The following is a 22,025-nucleotide window of genomic DNA, read 5'->3' on the forward strand; positions in this document are numbered from 1 at the left end:
CGTCGCCGTTCTCGCCGGTCGCCCGCGGCCAATGGTCGCGCCCGGAGCCCCGGGCAACACCGGCCCGCAGGCCGCGACAGCCATAACGGCCATTCACACTTTCATCCCAGAAGCTAGGTATCCATGGCTCAATACGTCTATACCATGCACCGGGTCGGCAAGGTCGTGCCGCCCAAGCGTGAAATCCTCAAGGACATCTCCCTGTCGTTCTTCCCCGGCGCCAAGATCGGCGTGCTGGGCCTGAACGGCGCGGGTAAATCCACCCTGCTGCGCATCATGGCCGGCGTCGACACCGAGATCGAGGGCGAAGCCCGCCCGATGCCGGGCATCAAGGTCGGCTACCTGCCGCAGGAGCCGCAGCTCGACCCGCAGAAGACCGTGCGCGACGTGGTCGAGGAAGCGGTGGACGAGGTCAAGCAGGCCCAGGCCCGCCTGGACGAGGTCTACGCCGCCTACGCCGAGCCGGACGCCGACTTCGACGCCCTGGCAGCCGAGCAGGCCAAGTTGGAAGCCATCATCCATTCCTCCGACGGCCACAACCTGGAGCGCCAGCTGGAAGTCGCCGCCGATGCCCTGCGCCTGCCGCCGTGGGACGCGAAGATCGAACACCTCTCCGGTGGCGAGAAGCGCCGCGTGGCGCTGTGCCGCCTGCTGCTGTCGGCTCCCGACATGCTGCTGCTGGACGAACCGACCAACCACCTGGACGCCGACTCCGTCGCCTGGCTGGAACACTTCCTCCACGACTTCCCCGGCACCGTGGTGGCGATCACCCACGACCGCTACTTCCTCGACAACGTCGCCGGCTGGATCCTCGAACTGGACCGTGGCCACGGCATCCCCTTCGAAGGCAACTACTCCGGCTGGCTGGAATCCAAGGCCAACCGCCTGGCCCAGGAAGCCAAGCAGGAAGCCTCCCACGCCAAGGCCATGAAGGCCGAACTGGAGTGGGTGCGCCAGGGCGCCAAGGGCCGCCAGGCCAAGTCCAAGGCCCGTCTGCAGCGCTTCGAGGAAATGCAGTCGCAGGAATTCCAGAAGCGCAGCGAGACCAACGAAATCTACATCCCGGCCGGCCCGCGCCTGGGCGACAAGGTCATCGAGCTGCGCAACGTGTGCAAGGGCTACGGCGACCGCGTGCTGATCGACGACCTGTCGCTGAGCATTCCCAAGGGCGCCATCGTCGGCGTGATCGGCGGCAACGGCGCGGGCAAGTCCACCCTGTTCCGCATGCTGACCGGCAAGGAACAACCGGACTCGGGCACCATCGAGATCGGCGAAACCGTGCAGATCGCCAGCGTCGACCAGAGCCGCGACAGCCTGGACGGCACCAAGACCGTGTGGGAGCAGGTTTCCGACGGTTTCGAGCAGATCAGGATCGGCAACTACGAAGTCCCCTCGCGCAGCTACGTCGGCCGCTTCAACTTCAAGGGCGCCGACCAGCAGAAGTTCGTCAAGGACCTCTCCGGCGGTGAGCGTGGCCGCCTGCACCTGGCCCTGACCCTGAAGCAGGGCGGCAACGTGCTGCTGCTCGACGAACCGTCCAACGACCTCGACGTGGAAACCCTGCGCGCCCTGGAAGAGGCGCTGCTGGACTTCCCCGGCGCCGCCATCGTGATTTCCCACGATCGCTGGTTCCTGGACCGTATCGCCACCCACATCCTGTCCTACGAGGACGACGGCAAGGTGACCTTCTTCGAAGGCAACTACACCGAGTTCGAAGCCGACCGCAAGAAGCGCCTGGGCGAGGCTGCAGCGCAGCCGCACCGCGTGCGCTACAAGAAGCTGGCGTAAGCCGCTTCTTACGACAGACGGGGCCTTCGGGCCCCGTTTTCGTAGGTGTACGAAGCCATCTGAAACATTTAGAAATACTTGCTGTAGCCCAGTAGCTGAAAGGGCTTTCTTACAGATTTGCACCAAAAAGATTCATAAAGGCGTCATGTCGCACTGTCTCGGTGCGATATCGGTTGTTAGAGTCTCGCCGCAAAAGGGCCCCGCCCATAATCAGAAAGACCGGTGTAGACATGACGCAATCCGTTGACTCGTTCCTCGAGCGCCTCAAGCGGCGCGACCCCGATCAGCCCGAATTCCACCAGGCGGTGGAAGAGGTGCTGCGTTCCCTCTGGCCGTTCCTCGAAGCCAACCCGCGCTACCAGCAGGCCGGCATCCTCGAGCGCATCGTCGAGCCCGAACGCGCCATCCTGTTCCGCGTGCCCTGGGTCGACGACCAGGGCCGGGTGCGGGTCAACCGCGGCTTCCGCGTACAGATGAGCAGCGCCATCGGCCCGTACAAGGGCGGCCTGCGCTTCCACCCCTCGGTGAACCTGGGCGTGCTCAAGTTCCTGGCCTTCGAGCAGGTGTTCAAGAACTCCCTGACCTCGCTGCCCATGGGCGGCGGCAAGGGCGGCTCGGACTTCGACCCCAAGGGCAAGAGCGACGCCGAGGTGATGCGCTTCTGCCAGTCGTTCATGAGCGAGCTGTACCGCCACGTCGGCGCCGACCTGGACGTGCCGGCCGGTGACATCGGCGTGGGCGCCCGCGAGATCGGCTACCTGTTCGGCCAGTACAAGCGCCTGGCCAACGAGTTCAGCTCGGTGCTCACCGGCAAGGGCCTGGCCTATGGCGGCAGCCTGATCCGCCCGGAAGCCACCGGCTACGGCTGCGTGTACTTCGCCCAGGAGATGCTCAAGGCCCGCGAAAGCGGCTTCGACGGCCAGCGCGTGGCCATCTCCGGCTCCGGCAACGTGGCCCAGTACGCGGCGCAGAAGGTGATGGAACTGGGCGGCAAGGTGATCTCGCTGTCCGACTCCGAAGGCACCCTGTTCGCCGAGGGCGGCCTGAGCCTGGAACAGTGGGAAGAGGTGATGGAGCTGAAGAACGTCCGCCGCGGCCGTCTCAGCGAAATGATCGGCCCCGGCCTGCGCTTCCTGGCCGGCCAGCGCCCCTGGGCGCTGCCCTGCGACATCGCGCTGCCCTGCGCGACGCAGAACGAGCTGGACGCCGAGGACGCCCGCACCCTGCTGGGCAACGGCTGCATCTGCGTGGCCGAGGGCGCCAACATGCCGTCGACCCTGGAGGCTGTGGATATCTTCCTCGAAGCCGGCATCCTCTACGCGCCGGGCAAGGCCTCCAACGCCGGCGGCGTCGCCACCAGCGGCCTGGAGATGAGCCAGAACGCCATGCGCCTGCACTGGAGCGCCGGCGAAGTGGACCAGCGCCTGCACGGCATCATGCAGAACATCCACCACGCCTGCGTCGCCCACGGCGAGGAGAACGGCCGGATCAACTACGTGAAGGGCGCCAACATCGCCGGCTTCGTCAAGGTCGCCGATGCCATGCTGGCGCAGGGCGTGGTCTGACCTGCTGGTGCGTAGGGCGTATAACGCTCCACGTTATACGCCGCCTGGCTTTGGTCCCAGGCGCGACCGGATTTGGTCTCGGAGCACCTGTTCCCGGGTGCTTCGAGTTCGACCAATAAGCCGGGCATGAGCGGGGTGTAGCGGCGGATAACCGCGAACGGTTATTCGCCCTACGTCCCGGCCGGCCATGGCGATGGGTATCGCTTCGCTCCACCCATCCTACGCGAGCGCACCGAGGTGCTTTTCGTAGGAGCGGACCTTGTCCGCGATAGCCGGACGTCCCGGCGCGATTCGCGGATGAGATCCGCTCCTACACTGCGCCACCTACGCCTTTCCCCTGTAGGAGCGCCCCTGCGCGCGAATCGCAGGCAGGGCCTGCTCCTACAGGGGGAGGCCCCTGGTCAATCCACCGGGCGCGGCGTGCTGGCGGTGCTCGGCGGCAGCAGCGGGTATTCCACCTGCGGCTGCTTGCCGGTGACGGTCTTGAGGAAGGCGACTATGTCGCTCACCTCGCCGGCATCCAGCTGTTTGCCCAGTTGCGCGGTGCCCATGATCGTCACCGCTTCCTCCAGGTCCCACACCTGCCCGCTGTGGAAGTAGGGCGCGGTGAGGGCCACGTTGCGCAGCGGCGCGGCGCGGAACACGTATTCGTCGTTCTGCGTCTTGGTCACCGCGAAGCGGCCCTTGTCGCCGCTGGGCAGGATGCTGGCGTCGGGCTTCTTCACCAGGCCGAACGGGAAGTAGGCCTGGCCGCCCAGGTTCACGCCGTTGTGGCAGCTGATGCAGCCGGCGCTCATGAAGGCCTGCAGCCCTTTCTTCTCCTTGGCGTCCAGGGCCTTGTCGTCGCCCTTGAGGTACTGGTCGAAACGCGAGTCGGGGGTGATCAGCGTCGATTCGAAGGCCTGCAGCGCGCGGGCCATGTTGTCGAAGCTCACCGCCTGCTTGTCGCCGGGGAAGGCCTTTTCGAAGGCCGCCACGTACTCGGGCATGCTCTTGAGCGTGGCCTCGACGTTCTTCGGCGTGTTGTGCATCTCCACCGGGTTCTGCACCGGGCCCTTGGCCTGTTCCTCCAGGTCCTTGGCGCGGCCGTCCCAGAACTGCGCCACGTTGAACACCGCGTTGAACACCGTCGGCGAGTTGCGCGCGCCTTTCTGCCAGGCATGGCCGCTGGAGGCCGGCACGTTGTCGGCGCCGCCGGTGCCGATGTTGTGGCAGGTGTTGCAACTGATCACGTGGCTGGCCGACAGGCGTGGCTCGAAGAACAACTGGCGGCCCAGCTCCACCTGGGCCGCATCCAGCCCGGTGGTCTGCTCGGGAATGGGCTTGAAGATGGCGTTGGCCTGGTCGCGCAAGGCGTCGGCGTGGGCGGCGGTGCTGCTGGCGGCCAACAACAGGCCGCCCAGGGCCAGTTTCAGGGGCTGCATGGAGTGTTCTCCTCGTTATCAGGCTATTGGTTTTTTCCTGTTTCAAGGAGAGGCCAGGCGGCGAGGGCGAGAATTGACCGGGATCAAGCCGCCCCTCCCGGGGCAATGGGTGCGGGGATATGCCGCAGCTTCAACCCTTCACGCAGACCACCTGGCGCAGGGTGTGTACCACTTCCACCAGGTCGCGCTGGGCGGCCATCACCGCGTCTATGTCCTTGTAGGCCATGGGGATTTCGTCGATCACGTCCTTGTCCTTGCGGCACTCGACGTGGGCGGTGGCGCGCACCTGGTCCTCGACGCTGAAGCGCTTCTTCGCCTGGGTGCGGCTCATGCTGCGGCCGGCGCCGTGGCTGCAGGAGCAGAACGCTTCTTCGTTGCCCAGGCCGCGGACGATGAAGCTCTTCGCCCCCATGGAGCCGGGAATGATGCCCAACTGGCCCTTCTGCGCCGACACCGCGCCCTTGCGCGTGACCAGCACCTCGCGGCCGAAATGCCGCTCGCGCTGCACGTAGTTGTGGTGGCAGTTCACCGCTTCCAGGCTGGCCTCGAAGGGTTTGCGGATCACCTTGCGCGCCGCGGCGATCACCGCCTGCATCATCAGCTCGCGGTTCTGCCGGGCGAAGTCCTGGGCCCAGCCCACCGCTTCCACGTAGTCGTCGAAGTGCCGGCTGCCTTCCTCGAAGTAGGCCAGGTCCTTGTCCGGCAGGTTGGCCAGGTGCTGGCGCATGTCGGCCTGGGCCAGTTCGATGAACAGGCAGCCGATGGCGTTGCCCACCCCGCGCGAGCCGCTGTGCAGCATGAACCACACGCGCCCGGCCTCGTCCAGGCAGACCTCGATGAAGTGGTTGCCGGTGCCCAGGGTGCCCAGGTGCTGGCGGTTGTTGGTCTTCTCCAGGCGCGGGTACTTGTCGGTGATGGCGCGGAAGCGCCGGGCCAGGCCCTTCCAAGCCTGGTCGGCGTGCGCCGGCACCTCGTTCCAGGCGCCCTGGTCGTGGCGGCCGAAGGTCTTGCCGTGGGGCACCGCCTTCTCGATGGCGCTGCGCAGGCCGTGCAGGTTGTCCGGCAGGTCGGCGGCGAGCAGCGAGGTGCGTGCGGCGATCATGCCGCAGCCGATGTCCACGCCGACCGCGGCCGGGATGATGGCGCCGACGGTGGGGATCACGCTGCCGATGGTCGAGCCCTTGCCCAGGTGCACGTCGGGCATCACCGCCAGGTGCCTGAAGATGAACGGCAGGCGCGCGGTGTTCATCAGCTGCTGGCGCGCCTCGTCTTCCACGGGCACGCCTTGGGTCCAGAGCTTGATCGGCTTGCCGCCGGCGACTTCGAGCAGGGTGGGGGCTGGGGTTTTCATGGCGCGCTACCCGCCCGCCATCGCGGCGGGCGCTGAATCCGTCGATTCAGTAATGGTACCAGCGCAGCTCCAGCATGACCTCGCTGACCGGCCCGGCCTGGTGGCTGAACTGGCGTTCGGCGGACAGCCGCAGGCCCAGGTTGCGGCCCAGTTCCACCTGCTGGCCGAGGCTCAGGCTGCGGCGCACCTCGCCGTTGTGGAAGTAGTCGCCCTTGCCCTCCAGGGCCAGGTTGCCCAGCGGGTTGCGCCAGAGCACGCCGGTGTCGAAGCCCACTGCCGGCGCCACGGTCGCGGCGAAGTCGGGGTTGTTCTCGATGCGCGCGGTGCCCAGGGCGTAGGCCTGCAGGTCGTCGGCGAGCTTCCAGCTGCCGCCGGCGCCGCCGTTGACGTGGCCGGCCAGGGTGTCGTGGTCGTCGTCGCTGTGCTTGCCGGGCACCCGCTCCCAGCCGCCGGTGACCTGCCAGGACAGCGGCTGCAGCAGGGCGTTGCGCGGCGTCATGGAGCGGATGCTGACCACGTCGAAGCGCTGCAGCTGCCAGCGGTTGCCTTCGTACTGGCGCAGGCGCAGGTCGCCCAGTTCCAGCTGCGCGCCCTGGGGGAAGCCGTAGCTATTGTCCAGCAGGTCGTGGTAGGCCATGCGCAGGCCGTAGTCGGCGAAGGCCTGGCCGTCGCGGCTGCCGGCGCCGAGCTGCCAGGTCAGCGACTGGTGGCCTTCCTCCGGCTGCCCCGGGCGTTCCACCTGGGCCGGCGGCGGCGGGTTCTGGTTGATCGCCCGCAGCAGCTGGTAGCTGCGCGCGGCGTCGGCCTCGTCGCGCTCCTTGCCGGTGGCGCGGTAGCGCAGCAGGCGGAAGGCGGTGTCCTGCACCAGGGCCTGGCGCGGCGCGGGCAGGGCCTTGAATTCGGGGGAATCGAGCAGCCGGTCGTCGTCGGCCAGGCGCCGGGCCAGCTGCTTCTCGCCGGCGTCCAGCGGCTCGGCGCGGGCCAGCAGTTCCTTCTCCCGCGAGGGGCGGTAGTCGACCTTGTCGATCATCCCGGCCTGCTTCACCGCGCGCACCGTGTCGGTGGGGATGGCGTAGAGCGGGAATTCGCCGGTCAGCTTCACCCCGGGGCGGGCGATCTCCAGCAGTTCGAGCAGGCGGAAGGAGCAGTTCTCGTCGAAGAAGAAGTACTTGAAGCGGACCTGCTTGAGCTCCCAGACGTGCTCGACCATGCGCCCGGTCTCCTCGGGCGTGAGGTTCAGGCGGTACTCCCAGAGGTCGCGGTTCTCCAGGCGGCTGTATTCGGAGAGCTTCTCGCGGTAGGGCACCAGGGCGAACAGGCCGGGGTAGCCGCCCATCAGGCCCTTCCAGGCGTAGAGGATGCTGTTGTCCATGCCCTCGATGTAGGCGCCGAAGTTCAGCGCGTAGCTGAGCAGGGCGGTGTTGTTGCTGTCGACGTCGGCCTGGTCGATGCGCAGCAGGGTGTGGCCGAACATCGACGAGGGGCTGTTCAGGTAGGCGGCGGGGAACACCAGCACGGCGCTGTGCGGGTTGATGTCGCCGTACCAGGTGTCGTACTCCTTGCACGCCGGCCGCGGCAGGCCGGTCAGCTGCAATTGCTGCTTCAGCCAGCGGGTGCGCGCCGGGTAGACGCACTGGGCATGCTTGTCGCCGAGGCCGGGGGCGGCGTAGAGGGCGTCGACGGTGGCCTTGAGCTCATGCTCCGGCGAGCGGTCGCCGTCCTCGGCGAGGAAGAACCTGTCGTCGTCGACGAAGCTGCGCCAGCCGCCCAGCTTGCTCGGCGTGTAGTGCCCCAGGGCCAGCCAGTAGGGCTGCGCGGCCAGGGCCTGGAGGCGGGATTCGGGAAACTGGGGGCTCGCGTGCAGGGATGCGCAGGCGCACAGCGCCAGCCATGGCAACAGGCGTTTGGGCATGGGGACCTTAGCGGGTCGAGGTAGGGGAGCCCGCCCCGGTGGGGCGGGCCATCAGGCTCAGGCCTGTTCGGCGTACTTGGCCAGGCGGGTGTCCTGTTTCAGCACGGCCTGGGTGTTGGCGTAGACGTCCTCGGCGGTGACGTCGGACTTGTTGAAGATCTGTGCGAAGTGCTCGTGGGTCACTTCGGCGAAGTGCGCGCGGTCTTCGGGCTTCACGCCCAGGACCACGGCGTAGGTGGTCAGCGCTTCGCCGTCACCCTTGGCCATGTCTTCGGACAGCTCGTCCATCATGCTGCTGAGCACGATCATCGGCTTGCCGCCGTAGGTCAGCGCGCCATTGGTGTGGCAACCGTTGGTGCCGGTGGTCATGCCGAAGGTGTTGTTGCCCGAGGAGCCGTTGGTGGTAGCCGCCAGCACGTGGGTGGCGGTGCCGCGCTGGCCCTTGAAGAGCATCTGGCCCCAGCCGCAGCCGTCGCTGCCGGGGGCGTCGGCGAAGGCGCCGATGGAAACGGTGGCGAGGAGGGTACCGAGTAGAATCCTTTTCATCTGCGTATCTCTCTTTGTTCGAATGCATGGCTGTACGTAGCCGCTGACAGCAAACAGCGCCTGCCAGAGCTTTGTAGGAATATCCTGAGGGTGTCAAGGCGCGATGTCCCTGAATCCTCGGCGGGGAGAACCGCGTCATGCTCCCTGCAACAGGCTATTGATCGGTATCAGCGGCGATTCCCTTGGAACCGGCCACACTTGAAACAGTTCCTTGTCCGTCGGAGAGGCGTCATGGCCGTAGATGATTTCGACCCCCGTTCTGCCCTGGATACGCTGGCCAGCGAATATTCCCAGCGTGCCGCCGCGATCCGCAGCGACCTGGCGCGGACCCACTCGCCGGACTTCGCCGAACAGGCCCAGCAGCGGGAGAACGACGATGTGCTGCGGGCCCTGCTGGCCGAAGCCGAGGCGGGCATGCGCCTGGTGGGCCTGGCGCGCCTGCGTCTGGCGGACGGAACCTACGGACAGTGCGTACGCTGCGGCGAAGCCATCGAGCCCCGCCGCCTGCGCGCCCTGCCGGCCACGGAATACTGCCTGCGCTGCGCCGATCTGCAGCACTGATCGGCCAGGGCTTGCGCGCGCCTTGCCAGTGGCGCGCGGGCAGCGCGAGAATGCGGGCAACTCTCCGCGGCTCCGTGCCGCCCGATGCAAGGATTTCCGATGCCCCAATCCGTTGCCGCCGGCCTGCGCCTGGCGCCCGATGAACTGACCCGTCCCTTCTCGCCCGAGCAGTTTGCCTTCGCCACCACCGACGATCTGGAGCCCTTCCTCGGCGTCCTAGGACAGGAGCGTGCGGTGGAGGCCCTGCAGTTCGGTGTGGCGATGCCGCGGCCGGGCTACAACGTGTTCGTCATGGGCGAGCCGGGGACCGGGCGCTTCTCCTTCGTGCAGCGCTATCTGAAGGCCGAGGCCAAGCGCCTGCCGACGCCGGCCGACTGGGTCTACGTCAACCACTTCGAGGAGGGCCGCGAGCCGCGCGCCATCGAACTGCCGCCGGGCAGCGCCGCCGACTTCGGCGCGGACATCGACCAACTGATCGACAACCTGCTGTCGACCTTCCCCTCGGTGTTCGAGAACCCGGCCTACCAGCAGAAGAAAAGCGCCATCGACCGCGCCTTCAACCAGCGCTACGACAAGGCCCTGGACACCGTCGAGCGCCTGGCCCTGGAGAAGGACGTGGCGCTGTACCGCGACAGCGCGAACATCGCCTTCACCCCGATGAAGGACGGCAAGGCCCTCGACGAGGCCGAGTTCGCCCAACTGCCGGAGGCCGAGCGCGAGCGTTTCCACGCCGATATCGCCGACCTCGAGGAACAGCTCAACGAGGAACTGGCCAGCCTGCCGCAGTGGAAGCGCGAGTCCAGCAACCAGTTGCGCCAGCTCAACGAGGAGACCATCACCCTCGCGCTGCAGCCGCTGCTGGCGCCGCTGGTGGAGAAGTACAACAACAACACCGGCGTCTGCACCTACCTGCAGGCCATGCAGCTGAACCTGCTGAAGACCGTGGTCGACCAACTGGTGGACACCGAGCGCAGCGATGCCCAGCGCAAGCTGATGCTGCAGGAGCTGTACGCGCCCAACCAGGTGATCGGCCACCACACCACCAGCGGCGCGCCGGTGGTGTTCGAGTCGCACCCGACCTACGACAACCTGTTCGGCCGCATCGAGTACGCCTCCGACCAGGGCGCCCTCTACACCAGCTACCGGCAACTGCGCCCGGGCGCGCTGCACCGCGCCAACGGCGGCTTCCTGGTGCTGGAGGCGGAGAAACTGCTGGGCGAGCCCTTCGTCTGGGACGCGCTCAAGCGCGCCCTGCAGTCGCGCCAGCTGAAGATGGAATCGCCGCTGGCCGAACTCGGCCGCCTGGCCGCCATGAGCCTGACGCCGCAGGTGATCCCGCTGCACCTGAAGGTCATCATCATCGGCTCGCGGCAGATCTACTACACCCTGCAGGACCTGGACCCGGACTTCCAGGAGATGTTCCGCGTGCTGGTCGACTTCGACGAGGACATCCCGCTGGCCGAGGACAGCCTCGAACAGTTCGCCCAACTGCTCAAGACGCGCACCTCGGAAGAGGGCATGGCGCCGCTGAGCGCCACCGCGGTGGCGCGCCTGGCCACCTACAGCGCGCGCCTGGCCGAGCACCAGGGGCGGCTGTCGGCGCGCATCGGCGACCTGTTCCAGCTGGTCAGCGAGGCGGACTTCATCCGCCAACTGGCCAACGAACCGGTCACCGACCTGGGCCACATCGAACGCGCCCTCAAGGCCAAGGAAACCCGCACCGGCCGCGTCTCGGCGCGGATCCTCGACGACATGCTGGCCGGCATCGTGCTGATCGACACCGAAGGCGCCGCCGTGGGCAAGTGCAACGGTCTCACCGTGCTGGAGGTGGGCGACTCGGTGTTCGGCGTGCCGGCGCGCATCTCCGCCACCGTCTACCCCGGTGGCAGCGGCATCGTCGACATCGAGCGCGAGGTCAGCCTGGGCCAGCCGATCCACTCCAAGGGCGTGATGATCCTCACCGGCTACCTGGGCAGCCGCTACGCCCAGGAGTTCCCGCTGGAAATCTCCGCGAGCATCGCCCTGGAGCAGTCCTACGGCTACGTCGACGGCGACAGCGCCTCGCTCGGCGAGGTCTGCACGCTGATCTCGGCGCTGTCGCGCACGCCGCTGCGGCAGTGCTTCGCCATCACCGGCTCGATCAACCAGTTCGGCGAAGTGCAGGCGGTCGGCGGCGTCAACGAGAAGATCGAAGGCTTCTTCCGCCTCTGCGAGGCCCGCGGCCTGACCGGCGAGCAGGGGGTGATCATCCCGCGTTCCAACGTCACCACCCTGATGCTCGACGAGCGCGTGCTGCAGGCGGTGCGCAACGGCCTGTTCAACGTCTACGCGGTGCGCCACGTCGACGAGGCGCTGGGCCTGCTGGTCGGCGAGCCGGCCGGCGCGCCGGACGCCAAGGGCCAGTTCCCGGCCGGCAGCGTCAACGCGCGGGTGGTCGAGCGCCTCAAGGAGATCGACGCCATGGGCATGGACGAGGAGGACAAGGAAAAGCTCGCCAAGGAGGCCGCGCCGGCCGCCGCCAAGGCCGCCAAGGCGCCCCAGGTGGAGAAGGAGCGGGCGCGCAAGAAGAAGGACAGCGACTGAGCCCGCTGCCGCTGGCCAGTCCTTGACCAGCGGCGGGGTCCCCAGCAATGGCGCTCGTCGGGCGCCGTTGCCCCCGTGGTGTCCACAACGATATCCACAGCTATGGTGGATAAAACGGGCTTTCCCGAGGTCAACCCCGGGTGTAGGCTCGAAAACAGGACAACCGCGAGGGTGCCGCCATGCCGCGTAACCTCTGCCTTATCCGCCCCTGTCTGGGGCTGACCACGCGCATCGAGTGCGTGATCAGGCCGCTGGCCGGAGAGAATGGACTCTGGACACTGCTCTGCGCCGCGGGCATGGCGGGGGCCCAGCCCACCGCCATCAAGGCCCAGGGCCCGTTCTACGGGCCTTTCGTGGCCGAGGGCGTGCTCGACGCCATCGCCGACTGCCTGGCCCAGCAGGGCTACGTGCCCGCCGACGACCTGCCCATCTGGCAACTGCACCTGCAGGCCGAGCTGCGCCGCATCAATGGCGAGCGCGTGCGAAATTTCGGGGACTACCAGTCTCACCCCGAGTCCTGAAGGCGCATTGCGCAGTCTCTGAGCGACCGCCGGCAACCCCCTGCGGGCGGGGGCTGGCGCGTTTCTTTCGGCGCTCCTGCACATATTTATCCACAGAATAACTGGATAACTCGCCGCGGGCCTTCAGCTATAATCCTGCGCCATTTCCGAACTCCTTTTGCGAAGGCCATGGAACGTTTCATCGAAAACAGCATGTACGCCGCCCGCTGGCTGCTGGCGCCGGTCTATATCGGCCTGTCGCTGGCATTGCTGGCGCTGACCATCAAGTTCTTCCAGGAAATCTTCCACATCCTGCCGGACATCTTCTCCATCGCCGAGGCCGACCTGATCCTGGTGCTGCTGTCGCTGATCGACATGGCCCTGGTCGGCGGGCTGCTGGTGATGGTGATGTTCTCCGGCTACGAGAACTTCGTCTCGCAGCTGGACATTTCCGAAGGCAAGGAAAAGCTCAGCTGGCTCGGCAAGATGGACGCCAGTTCGCTGAAGAACAAGGTGGCTGCTTCCATCGTGGCGATCTCCTCGATCCACCTGCTGCGCATCTTCATGGACGCCAAGAACGTCCCGGACAACAAGCTGATGTGGTACGTGATCATCCACCTCACCTTCGTTCTCTCCGCGTTCGCCATGGGCTACCTGGACAAGGCCACGCGCCACGACCACTGATCGCTTTTCCCGCCTCCAGCACACCGCCCGTCAGCCACAACTGACGGGCGGTGTCGTTTGCGCTGGGCGCGGCCGGCGCGCTGTACCAGACTGGCTGCGTTGGAGCCTACCCTGGAGGTGCGCGATGAACCTGCAAGAGCTGACCAACCGTTCCCTCGCCGGGGATATCGACGAACTCAACCTGGTATCCCTGGAGGGCGGCATCTACGTGCTGGAGGCGCGCGTGGGCCAGCGTTTCTTCCCGATCCAGGATGCCAAGGGGCACGTGCTCGGGGTGCGTTCGCTGGAGCACGCCCGCCAATTGCTGACGGCGTTGCCACCGATCCCTTTCCAACTGGTACATGCCGCGGTGCAGGACGAGATGTGCGGCTCGCAGAGCGGCAGCGCGCAGAACGACGAGGGCGTGCCCATGCCGCTGCATTGAGGTCGCGGTGGGGCGGGGCGGCCGACTGTGCTAGGCTGGCCGCCCTTTTTTACCCAGCGGAGCCCCCGCCATGAGCGAACTCAACCTTTCCACCGACGAAGCCCGCGTCAGCTACGGCGTCGGCCGCCAGCTGGGCGACCAGCTGCGTGCCAACCCGGTCCCGGGCATGAGCCTGGACGCGGTGCTGGCCGGCCTCTCCGACGCCTTCGCCGGTGCCGATAGCCGGGTGCCCGCCGAGCAGCTGTCCGCCAGCTTCCAGGTGATCCGCCAGCGCATGCAGGCCGAAGCCCAGGCCAAGGCCGAGGCGGCCGCCGCCGAAGGCGAGGCCTACCTGGTGGAGAACGCCAAGCGCGAAGGCGTCACCGTGCTGCCGTCCGGCCTGCAATACGAAGTGCTGGTCGCCGGCGAAGGCGCCAAGCCGTCCCGCGACGACACCGTGCGCACCCACTACCACGGCACCCTGATCGACGGCAGCGTGTTCGACAGCTCCTACCAGCGCGGCCAGCCGGCCGAGTTCCCGGTGGGCGGCGTGATCGCCGGCTGGGTCGAGGCCCTGCAACTGATGAACACCGGCAGCAAGTGGCGCCTGCATGTGCCGGCCGAGCTGGCCTACGGCGGCCAGGCGGTGGGCAGCATCCCGCCGCACAGCACCCTGGTGTTCGACGTCGAGCTGCTCGACATCCTCTGATGGATGCAGCCCGCGGCGGCCGTCCCTGGCCGCCGCGGCGTGCAGGGGGCTCCACGTTGCCCCCGCTGTGCAGCCGCCTCCCGGGCGGCGACCGCACGGATGGCGCGTCCTGCGCCATCGCAAAAAACCTGTACATCCCGCTCCCGCCTCGGCTCATGCTCTTCGTAGGAGCGAGCTTGCTCGCGAACGGCCCGCATCCGACCCATCCTAGGGGTCGTTATGTTTGCCAGATGAGATGCAGGAGTGGATTTATCCGCGATTCTGCCGGCAGTGCCGGCGCTCATCCCGCCAGCGCGGACAAGGTCCGCTCCTACGCCCGTGCTTCCCCGGAACTGTAATTGGATGGACTCACCCTCACCGAGGCGTCGAGGCGCCACGATGGCGGTCTAAGAAGCCACCGACAGTGAGGGTGAGTCCATGAAAAAGCATACGACGATGAATAAGCCGGTGTCTGCAACCGATGTATCGGTGTGCACGACAGTCGCCGTGGATCTGGCGAAAAAGGTCTTCCAGGTGGCGGGGGAAGACGCCCAGGGTCAACTGGCATACGAACAGCGAATCAAGTCGCGTGAAGCGTTTCAGGTGTTTCTGCAGAAGCTGCCGGAGGGCGTGACGGTGCTGATGGAAACCGGCCCTGGAGCACAGGCCTGGGCCCGGCTGCTGCAGGCGCAGGGCAACCCGGTGCGTATCCTGCCGGCCCAGCGGGTGGCCGAGCACCGGAGCGGAGCGAAGAATGATCGCAATGATGCCCACGCCATTCTGCGGGCGGGCCGGGATAGCAGTATTGCGTCGGTGCCGGTGAAGAGCGTCGCGGCACTGGCGATGCAGGCCTGGCACCGTGTCCGGCGGGGCTATGTGCGGCGGCGCACCGCCATGGGTAATCAGATCCGCGGGCTGCTGCTGGAGCAGGGTATCGCCCTGGCGCAGGGGGATGTGGGCTTGAAGCAAGGTGTCACCCGGGTGCTGGAAGACGCTAGACAGCCGTTGCCGGCGCTGCTGCGCGAGCTGATCGACGAGATGCTGAACGAATGGAAACGGCTGGGCGAGCGTATCGCCGCGCTGACCGGGCGTCTGGAAGCCTGTGCCGCCGCCGACCCGACAGCCAAACGGCTGATGACGGTACGTGGTATCGGTCCGATCACGGCTACGGCCTTGCTGGCCAAACAGGTCGAGCCGGAACGTTTCGCCAATGCGCGTCAGTTCGCTGCCTACTTCGGCATCGTGCCCGACCAGCACAGCAGCGGGCAGAAGGTGCGGCTGGGCAAGATGACCAAACGTGGCGACGCCTATGTGCGCAGCCTGATGGTCGTAGGCTCGCATGCGGTGTTGAAGCAACTGCGGCCCGATTCCGAACACCCGGATGATCGGCGCCTGCAGCGCTGGCTACAACGTCTGGGGCGCAAGGGCGCGGCAGTACGACTGGCCAACCGCAACCTGCGTATCGCCTGGGTGCTGCTGTGCAGCGAACAAACCTACCAGCGCAAGCCGAATGCTTGCCGGGAGATGGAAATGAGCCACTGATCAACGAGTTCCCGCCAACGGGGCGCCAAGTCGCTCCAACCCTTGCTGAAGAACATTGACCCCTGGTCAGACCGTCGCGGATCGATGCCTACGCTCCTACCGGCCTTCGAGGCCTCTTTGTAATCGGCATTCCGCGGGCTTACCCAATGTTGGCCAGAAGCCCGACGTGGCTTCCTCGAACAGGCCTAATACATAGATGCAGTCGGGTTTTCATGTTCAAAAGCGGGTTGACGGTGGGGGTGAGTCCATACATAGGAGCGGGCCCTGCCCGCGATTCGCGCGCAGGGCGCGCTCCTACAGGGGAATGAGCGTAGGAGCGAGCGTGGCTTTTTCGTAGGATGGTGTTGAGCGAAGCGATACCCATCAGCGCAACCGCATGGGTTTCGCAAGCTCAACCCATCCTACGAAAAGCGCCTCGGCGCAAACAGTCGCTCCTACGAAAACCCCCGTCGCTCCCGCGAACAGCCACAGCGTTCAACGCAGCGCGCGGGCGTAGCAGAACAGGAACAGGTTGCGCACCAGCTCCTTGAGCACCTGCGGCTCGCTGGTGCCCAGTTCGTGCAGGTCCAGGCCGCCCTGTTCGCGCAGCTCGTCCAGGGCGTCTTCCTGCAGCAGGGCGCAGACTTCCCCGGTATCGCGATTGAGGATGCGCAGATAGGGATGGGGGCGGTCCAGCCAGGCATCGATCATGTAGGTCATCTCTGCATCTCCTTGGTAGCCGAGTTAATGAGAATAATTCTTATTATCTCGATAGCAAGCCCCTATGCAGAATTTTTTTCCACCAACCGACCAATGCCATGGCCTGGATCAACCGCGCATAACGCAGAACGCCCGCGCGGCAGGGCCGGGCGGGCGTTCGTCGGATCGCGTGTGGATCAGTGGGTGCGGGCGACGGCGAACTCGCTCAGCTCGATCAGCGCGTCACGGTACTCGTTGTCCGGCAGCGCCTTGAGGCAGTCGATGGCGCGGGCGGCGTATTCGCGCGCCAGATTCGCGGTGTAGTCCAGGGCGCCGGCGGCTTCCACGGCGGCGCGGATGCCTTCCAGGTCCTGGCTGCCGCCCTGCTGGATGGCCTTGCGCACCAGTAGCGCCTGTTCCGGGGTGCCGTCGCGCATGGTGGCGATCAGCGGCAGGGTGGGCTTGCCCTCGGCGAGGTCGTCGCCGACGTTCTTGCCCAGGGTGCTGGCGTCGCCGCGGTAGTCCAGCAGGTCGTCCACCAGTTGGAAGGCGATGCCCAGGGCGTCGCCGAACTGGCGCAGGGCCTCGGCCTGTTCCGGCGTGGCGCCGGCGATGGCGGCGGCGCTGTGGGTGGAGGCCTCGAAGAGCATCGCGGTCTTGCCGCGGATGACTTCCATGTAGGTTTCTTCGGTGGTGCTGGCGTCGCGCACCTTGGTCAGCTGCAGCACCTCGCCCTCGGCGATCACCCGGGTGGCCTGGGAGATGATGCGCATCACCGGCATGGAGCCGAGTTCGACCATCATTTCGAAGGAGCGGGCATAGAGGAAGTCGCCGACCAGCACGCTGGGCGCGTTGCCCCATTGCGCGTTGGCGGTGGCGCGGCCGCGGCGCAGGCCGGAGGCGTCGACCACGTCGTCGTGCAGCAGGGTGGAGGTATGCAGGAACTCGATGGTGGCGGCCAGCAGGCGCAGGTCGTCCCCGGAGTAGCCCAGGGCCTTGCCGCTGAGCAGCACCAGCAGCGGGCGAAGACGCTTGCCGCCGGCGGAGATGATATAGTCGCCGATCTTCTCGACCAAGGGAACGCGGGAGCTGAGCTGGCGACGGATGATGCCGTCGACGGCGGTGAAGTCGTCCGCCACCACCCGATAGAAAGCCTGGGGTTGCATATTACGAAGGCGCTCCTCGAAGAATGCGCGGCATGCTAGGTGCCGGGGTGGGGGCTGTCAAGGAAAGCGCCGCAAGGCTTGTGTCCGCGTAGGGCTTTGCGTACAATCGCGGCCCCGAACTTCCCTGGCATACCCTGCCTTACGCAATTGCACGGGCGCTCTTCCGGCCCCATGCAGCCATGCCGACCGATACCTCTTCCTATAAAGCGTCGGGTGAGCAGGTCTAACGGAGACATCCAGATGTACGCAGTTATTGTTACCGGCGGCAAGCAATACAAAGTCGCCGAAGGCGAATTCCTCAAGGTCGAGAAACTCGACGTCGCCACCGGCGAAGCGATCAACCTGGATCGCGTTCTGCTGGTCGCCAATGGCGATGACGTCAAGATCGGCCTGCCGGTGGTAGAAGGCGCGAAAGTGACCGCTGAAGTGGTTTCCCACGGTCGTCACGACAAAGTGCGCATCATCAAGTTCCGCCGCCGCAAGCACCACATGAAGCGTCAGGGCCACCGCCAGTGGTTCACTGAAATCAAGATCACCGGCATCCAGGCCTAATTCCTTTTTTGGAGGATATGACTCATGGCACACAAGAAAGCTGGCGGTAGTACCCGCAACGGCCGCGACTCCGAAAGTAAACGCCTTGGCGTGAAGCTGTTCGGTAGCCAGGCTGTCAAAGCAGGCAACATCATCGTGCGTCAGCGCGGCACCCAGTTCCACGCCGGCTACGGCGTTGGCATGGGCAAGGATCACACCCTGTTCGCGAAAATCGACGGCGTGATCAAGTTCGAAGTGAAAGGCGCCTTCGGCCGTCGCTACGTAAGCGTCGTCGCTGCCTAAGCGAGCCTTCACTGAAAAAGCCCTGTCTCGCGACGGGGCTTTTTTGTTTCTGGCGTTTCCCGGCAACGGATCCCGGGCTCCTGCGTTTGCGCGGGCTTGGCTGTATCCTATGCTCCTTTTCTTATTCAACCCGCCACGCTGGCGGGAGGCGTTCCCATGAAATTCGTCGACGAAGTATCCATCCACGTGAAAGCCGGTGACGGCGGCAATGGCCTCATGAGCTTTCGCCGCGAGAAGTTCATCGAGAAGGGCGGCCCCAACGGCGGTGACGGCGGTGACGGCGGCTCGGTGTTCCTCGAGGCCGACGAGAGCCTGAACACCCTGGTGGACTACCGCTACACCCGCCGTTTCGACGCCCAGCGCGGGCAGAACGGCGGCAGCAAGGACTGCACCGGCGCCAAGGGCGACGACCTGGTCCTGCCGGTGCCGGTGGGCACCACCGTGATCGATGCGAGCACCCATGAAGTCATCGGCGACCTGACCGAGCCCGGCCAGCGCCTGATGGTCGCCCAGGGCGGCTGGCACGGCCTGGGCAACACCCGCTTCAAGTCCAGCACCAACCGCGCGCCGCGGCAGACCACCCCGGGCAAGCCCGGCGAGGCCCGCGACCTCAAGCTGGAGCTGAAGGTCCTGGCCGACGTCGGCCTGCTGGGCCTGCCGAACGCCGGCAAGAGCACCTTCATCCGCGCCGTGTCCGCGGCCAAGCCGAAAGTCGCCGACTACCCCTTCACCACCCTGGTGCCGAACCTGGGTGTGGTCAGCGTCGGGCGCTTCAAGAGCTTCGTGGTCGCCGACATCCCCGGCCTGATCGAGGGCGCCGCCGAAGGCGCCGGCCTGGGCATCCGCTTCCTCAAGCACCTGGCGCGTACCCGCCTGCTGCTGCACATCGTCGACATGGCGCCGCTGGACGAGAGCGACCCGGCCGATGCCGCCGAGACCATCGTCAACGAGCTGGCCAAGTTCAGCCCGGCGCTCACCGAGCGTGACCGCTGGCTGGTGCTGAACAAGATGGACCAGATCCTCGAGCCGGAAGAGCAGGAGCGGCGCAAGCAGCAGGTGGTCGAGCGCCTGGGCTGGGAAGGTCCGGTCTACGTGATCTCCGCGCTGGAGCGCGAAGGCACCGAGGCGCTCAGCCAGGACATCATGAAGTACCTCGACGAGCGCAGCCTGCGCATCGAGGAAGACCCGGCCTACGGCGAGGCCCTGGCCGAACTCGACCAGCGCATCGAAGACGAGGCGCGTTCCCGTCTGCAGGCCATGGACGACGCGCGTGCGCTGCGCCGTGCCGGCCTGAAGAATGCCGACGACCTCGACGACGACGATGATTTCGACGACGAGGACGACGGCGACGGGCCGGAAATCTTCTACGTGCCCTGACCGGCGCCGCGTGCGCCGGTCCCGAAGCAACCTGGTGAAACCTGACTTCGTAAGGTTGATGTATGCGTGAGAAAGTGACCGGCGCGCGGCGCTGGGTGGTGAAGATCGGCAGCGCCCTGCTCACGGCCGATGGCCGCGGGCTGGACCGCGACGCCATGGCGGTGTGGGTCGAGCAGATGGTCGCGCTGCACTGCGCGGGCGTCGAGCTGGTGCTGGTGTCCTCCGGCGCCGTGGCGGCGGGCATGAGCCGCCTGGGCTGGGTCTCCCGCCCGAGCGACATGCACGAGCTGCAGGCGGCGGCGGCCGTCGGCCAGATGGGGCTGGTGCAGGCCTGGGAGTCCAGCTTCGGCCAGCACGGCCTGCAGACCGCCCAGGTGCTGCTGACCCATGACGACCTGTCCGACCGCAAGCGCTACCTGAACGCCCGCAACACCCTGCGCACCCTGGTCGACCTCGGCGTGATCCCGGTGATCAACGAGAACGACACCGTGGTCACCGACGAAATCCGCTTCGGCGACAACGACACCCTGGCGGCCCTGGTGGCCAACCTGGTGGAGGCCGACCTGCTGGTGATCCTCACCGACCGCGACGGCATGTTCGACGCCGACCCGCGCAACAATCCCGAAGCCCAGTTGATCTATGAAGCCCGCGCTGACGACGCCCAGCTCGACTTGGTGGCCGGCGGCAGCGCCGGCGCCCTCGGCCGCGGCGGCATGCAGACCAAGCTGCGCGCGGCGCGCCTGGCGGCGCGTTCCGGCGCGCACACGGTGATCGTCGGCGGGCGCATCGAGCGCGTGCTCGACCGCCTGCGCTCCGGCGAGCGCCTGGGCACCCTGCTGACCCCCGAGCAAAGCCGCAAGGCCGCCCGCAAGCAGTGGCTGGCCGGCCACCTGCAGATGCGCGGCACCCTGGTGCTGGACGCCGGCGCGGTCAAGGCCATCGCCGAGGACCACAAGAGCCTGCTGCCGGTGGGCGTGAAGCAGGTCCAGGGCAGCTTCCGCCGTGGCGAGATGGTGGTCTGCGTGGACCCGCAGGGCCGCGAGATCGCCCGTGGCCTGGCCAACTACAGCGCCCTGGAGGCGCAGAAGATCATCGGCCAGCCGACCGATGCCATCGAGGGCCTGCTCGGCTACGTCGACGGCCCGGAGCTGGTGCACCGCGACAACCTCGTGCTGGTCTGAAGGAGTCACCGATGAAGCTGTCGTCCATGAGGTTGTCATCCGTGGGGCTATGGAAGAGCGTGTGCGCCGGTCTGCTGATGCTGCCGGCGCTGGCGGGCGCGGAGGAGATCGGCGAGGTCTCCACGGTGTTCAAGTGGGTGGGGCCGAACGACAAGATCGTGGTCGAGGCCTTCGACGATCCCAAGGTGGAAGGGGTGACCTGCTACTTGTCGCGGGCCAAGACCGGCGGCGTCAAGGGCGGCCTGGGCCTGGCCGAGGACCGCGCCGAGGCGTCCATCGCCTGCCGCCAGGTCGGGCCGATCCGCTTCGCCGGCGAGCTCAAGGATGGCGAGGAGGTGTTCAAGCAGCGCACCTCGCTGGTATTCAAGTCCATGCAGGTGGTGCGCTTCTTCGACAAGAAGCGCAACGCGCTGGTCTACCTCGTCTACAGCGACCGCATCATCGAAGGCAGTCCGCAGAACGCGGTGACCGCCATCCCGATCATGCCCTGGCCGACGAAATAAAAGCCTTCCGCTTTTCGTAGGAGCAACTGTCTTGCGCCGATGTGCTCTTCGTCGGATGGGTTGAGCTTGCGATACCCATGCTGCCGTGGTGATGGGTATCGCTTCGCTCAACACCATCCTACGAAAAGCCGTGCTTCCCTGGCGGCGTAAGCGGGCCCTGCCCGCGATTCGCGCGCAGGGCGCGCTCCTACAGGGAAATGCGTGGGTGGGGCGGCGTAGGAGTGGATCTTATCCGCGAATCGCGCAGGGGATTACGGCTCGCGGAGAAGCTCCGCTCCTACGGTCTGGGGCCGGGTTTAGGCTTTTCGCAGGCAATAAAAAACCGGCCACTGGGGCCGGTTTTTCAAGAACGGAACGCTTACGCGGTGGCCAGGGCCTTCACGTGGGCGTTCAGACGGCTCTTGTGGCGAGCGGCCTTGTTCTTGTGGATGATGCCTTTGTCAGCCATGCGGTCGATGACCGGTACGGCGGCAACCAGAGCGGCCTGGGCCTTGGGCAGGTCCTTGGCATCGACTGCCTTGACTACGTTCTTGATGTAGGTACGAACCATGGAACGCAGGCTGGCGTTGTGGCTGCGACGCTTCTCAGCCTGTTTGGCGCGTTTTTTGGCGGAAGGTGTGTTGGCCACCGTCGAGCTCCTCGAGAAAAACTTGGGATATAGCGAATAAATTAAGGCCGCGAATGATGCCGTCGAGTCCGTGCCTTGTCAAGGGTATGAGCGGCCTCCGACGAGCGGCAT

The 22,025-nt window shown here is 66.5% G+C and carries 21 protein-coding genes; 14 read left to right on the forward strand and 7 right to left on the reverse strand.

Going from position 1 to position 22,025, the window contains the following annotated elements:
* Nucleotides 1-123 precede the first annotated feature (123 nt).
* Both ettA and gdhA read left to right on the forward strand, forming a co-directional pair.
* Entirely contained in the window at nt 124-1,788 is a 1,665-nt protein-coding gene (ettA, locus tag FG99_RS28965) for an energy-dependent translational throttle protein EttA (RefSeq protein ID WP_009617524.1), read from the forward strand.
* Between the two features lie 230 nt (nt 1,789-2,018).
* On the forward strand, nt 2,019-3,353 hold the full coding sequence (gdhA, locus tag FG99_RS28970; protein WP_043273623.1) for an NADP-specific glutamate dehydrogenase: 1,335 nt from the start codon (nt 2,019-2,021) through the stop codon (nt 3,351-3,353).
* Nucleotides 3,354-3,754: 401 nt separating this feature from the next.
* Here the strand turns inward: gdhA and FG99_RS28975 are convergent, their stop codons facing one another.
* From FG99_RS28975 to FG99_RS28990, 4 genes are all read right to left on the reverse strand, one after another.
* Nucleotides 3,755-4,777 (reverse strand): cytochrome-c peroxidase, encoded by a 1,023-nt coding sequence (locus FG99_RS28975; protein WP_043273624.1) that lies wholly within the window; start codon nt 4,775-4,777, stop codon nt 3,755-3,757.
* 130 nt (nt 4,778-4,907) lie between these two features.
* Complete coding sequence (locus FG99_RS28980) at nt 4,908-6,128, reverse strand: RtcB family protein (protein WP_043273626.1); 1,221 nt, start codon at nt 6,126-6,128, stop codon at nt 4,908-4,910.
* Between the two features lie 46 nt (nt 6,129-6,174).
* The gene (locus tag FG99_RS28985; RefSeq protein WP_043273628.1) at nt 6,175-8,040 is read right to left on the reverse strand and encodes an Lnb N-terminal periplasmic domain-containing protein; all 1,866 of its coding nucleotides are present in this window, start codon (nt 8,038-8,040) and stop codon (nt 6,175-6,177) included.
* A gap of 57 nt (nt 8,041-8,097) precedes the next feature.
* A complete protein-coding gene (locus FG99_RS28990; RefSeq protein WP_009617533.1) occupies nt 8,098-8,586 on the reverse strand; it encodes a DUF3015 domain-containing protein in 489 nt (162 codons plus the stop codon).
* A 231-nt stretch (nt 8,587-8,817) separates the two neighbouring features.
* Between FG99_RS28990 and FG99_RS28995 the strand changes: the two genes are divergently transcribed.
* The 7 genes from FG99_RS28995 (at nt 8,818) to FG99_RS29025 (ending at nt 15,547) form a co-directional block, all read left to right on the forward strand.
* Entirely contained in the window at nt 8,818-9,147 is a 330-nt protein-coding gene (locus tag FG99_RS28995; protein ID WP_043273629.1) for a TraR/DksA family transcriptional regulator, read from the forward strand.
* Between the two features lie 99 nt (nt 9,148-9,246).
* On the forward strand, nt 9,247-11,730 hold the full coding sequence (locus tag FG99_RS29000; RefSeq protein WP_009617537.1) for a Lon protease family protein: 2,484 nt from the start codon (nt 9,247-9,249) through the stop codon (nt 11,728-11,730).
* A 179-nt stretch (nt 11,731-11,909) separates the two neighbouring features.
* Nucleotides 11,910-12,251, forward strand: a complete 342-nt coding sequence (locus tag FG99_RS29005; protein ID WP_009617539.1) for a PA4575 family protein — start codon at nt 11,910-11,912, stop codon at nt 12,249-12,251.
* Between the two features lie 168 nt (nt 12,252-12,419).
* Entirely contained in the window at nt 12,420-12,914 is a 495-nt protein-coding gene (locus FG99_RS29010; protein ID WP_043273630.1) for a TIGR00645 family protein, read from the forward strand.
* A gap of 124 nt (nt 12,915-13,038) precedes the next feature.
* Entirely contained in the window at nt 13,039-13,338 is a 300-nt protein-coding gene (locus tag FG99_RS29015) for a DUF6482 family protein (protein ID WP_009617543.1), read from the forward strand.
* Nucleotides 13,339-13,408: 70 nt separating this feature from the next.
* The gene (locus FG99_RS29020) at nt 13,409-14,026 is read left to right on the forward strand and encodes a BamJ family beta-barrel-assembly machinery protein (protein ID WP_043273631.1); all 618 of its coding nucleotides are present in this window, start codon (nt 13,409-13,411) and stop codon (nt 14,024-14,026) included.
* Between the two features lie 435 nt (nt 14,027-14,461).
* Complete coding sequence (locus FG99_RS29025; RefSeq protein WP_081884575.1) at nt 14,462-15,547, forward strand: IS110 family RNA-guided transposase; 1,086 nt, start codon at nt 14,462-14,464, stop codon at nt 15,545-15,547.
* A 474-nt stretch (nt 15,548-16,021) separates the two neighbouring features.
* On the opposite strand, the gene FG99_RS29030 is transcribed toward FG99_RS29025, so the two are convergent.
* Together FG99_RS29030 and FG99_RS29035 are read right to left on the reverse strand one after the other, a co-directional pair.
* Nucleotides 16,022-16,246, reverse strand: coding sequence for a PA4570 family protein (locus FG99_RS29030; protein ID WP_009617547.1), 225 nt, complete (start codon nt 16,244-16,246; stop codon nt 16,022-16,024).
* Between the two features lie 176 nt (nt 16,247-16,422).
* Entirely contained in the window at nt 16,423-17,391 is a 969-nt protein-coding gene (locus tag FG99_RS29035; protein ID WP_043273632.1) for a polyprenyl synthetase family protein, read from the reverse strand.
* 240 nt (nt 17,392-17,631) lie between these two features.
* On the opposite strand from FG99_RS29035, the gene rplU reads away from it, so the two are divergent.
* From rplU to FG99_RS29060, 5 genes are all read left to right on the forward strand, one after another.
* The gene (gene rplU / locus FG99_RS29040; protein WP_009617549.1) at nt 17,632-17,943 is read left to right on the forward strand and encodes a 50S ribosomal protein L21; all 312 of its coding nucleotides are present in this window, start codon (nt 17,632-17,634) and stop codon (nt 17,941-17,943) included.
* Nucleotides 17,944-17,967: 24 nt separating this feature from the next.
* Entirely contained in the window at nt 17,968-18,225 is a 258-nt protein-coding gene (rpmA, locus tag FG99_RS29045) for a 50S ribosomal protein L27 (protein ID WP_009617551.1), read from the forward strand.
* Nucleotides 18,226-18,381: 156 nt separating this feature from the next.
* The gene (gene cgtA / locus FG99_RS29050) at nt 18,382-19,602 is read left to right on the forward strand and encodes an Obg family GTPase CgtA (protein WP_009617552.1); all 1,221 of its coding nucleotides are present in this window, start codon (nt 18,382-18,384) and stop codon (nt 19,600-19,602) included.
* A gap of 62 nt (nt 19,603-19,664) precedes the next feature.
* Nucleotides 19,665-20,783, forward strand: coding sequence for a glutamate 5-kinase (proB, locus tag FG99_RS29055; protein WP_009617553.1), 1,119 nt, complete (start codon nt 19,665-19,667; stop codon nt 20,781-20,783).
* A 26-nt stretch (nt 20,784-20,809) separates the two neighbouring features.
* On the forward strand, nt 20,810-21,286 hold the full coding sequence (locus tag FG99_RS29060; protein WP_051879370.1) for a CreA family protein: 477 nt from the start codon (nt 20,810-20,812) through the stop codon (nt 21,284-21,286).
* Between the two features lie 358 nt (nt 21,287-21,644).
* On the opposite strand, the gene rpsT is transcribed toward FG99_RS29060, so the two are convergent.
* Nucleotides 21,645-21,914, reverse strand: a complete 270-nt coding sequence (gene rpsT, locus FG99_RS29065) for a 30S ribosomal protein S20 (RefSeq protein WP_009617555.1) — start codon at nt 21,912-21,914, stop codon at nt 21,645-21,647.
* Nucleotides 21,915-22,025: the final 111 nt, after the last annotated feature.

This window comes from Pseudomonas sp. AAC (genome assembly GCF_000725445.1).
Classification (GTDB): Bacteria; Pseudomonadota; Gammaproteobacteria; order Pseudomonadales; family Pseudomonadaceae; genus Pseudomonas; species Pseudomonas citronellolis.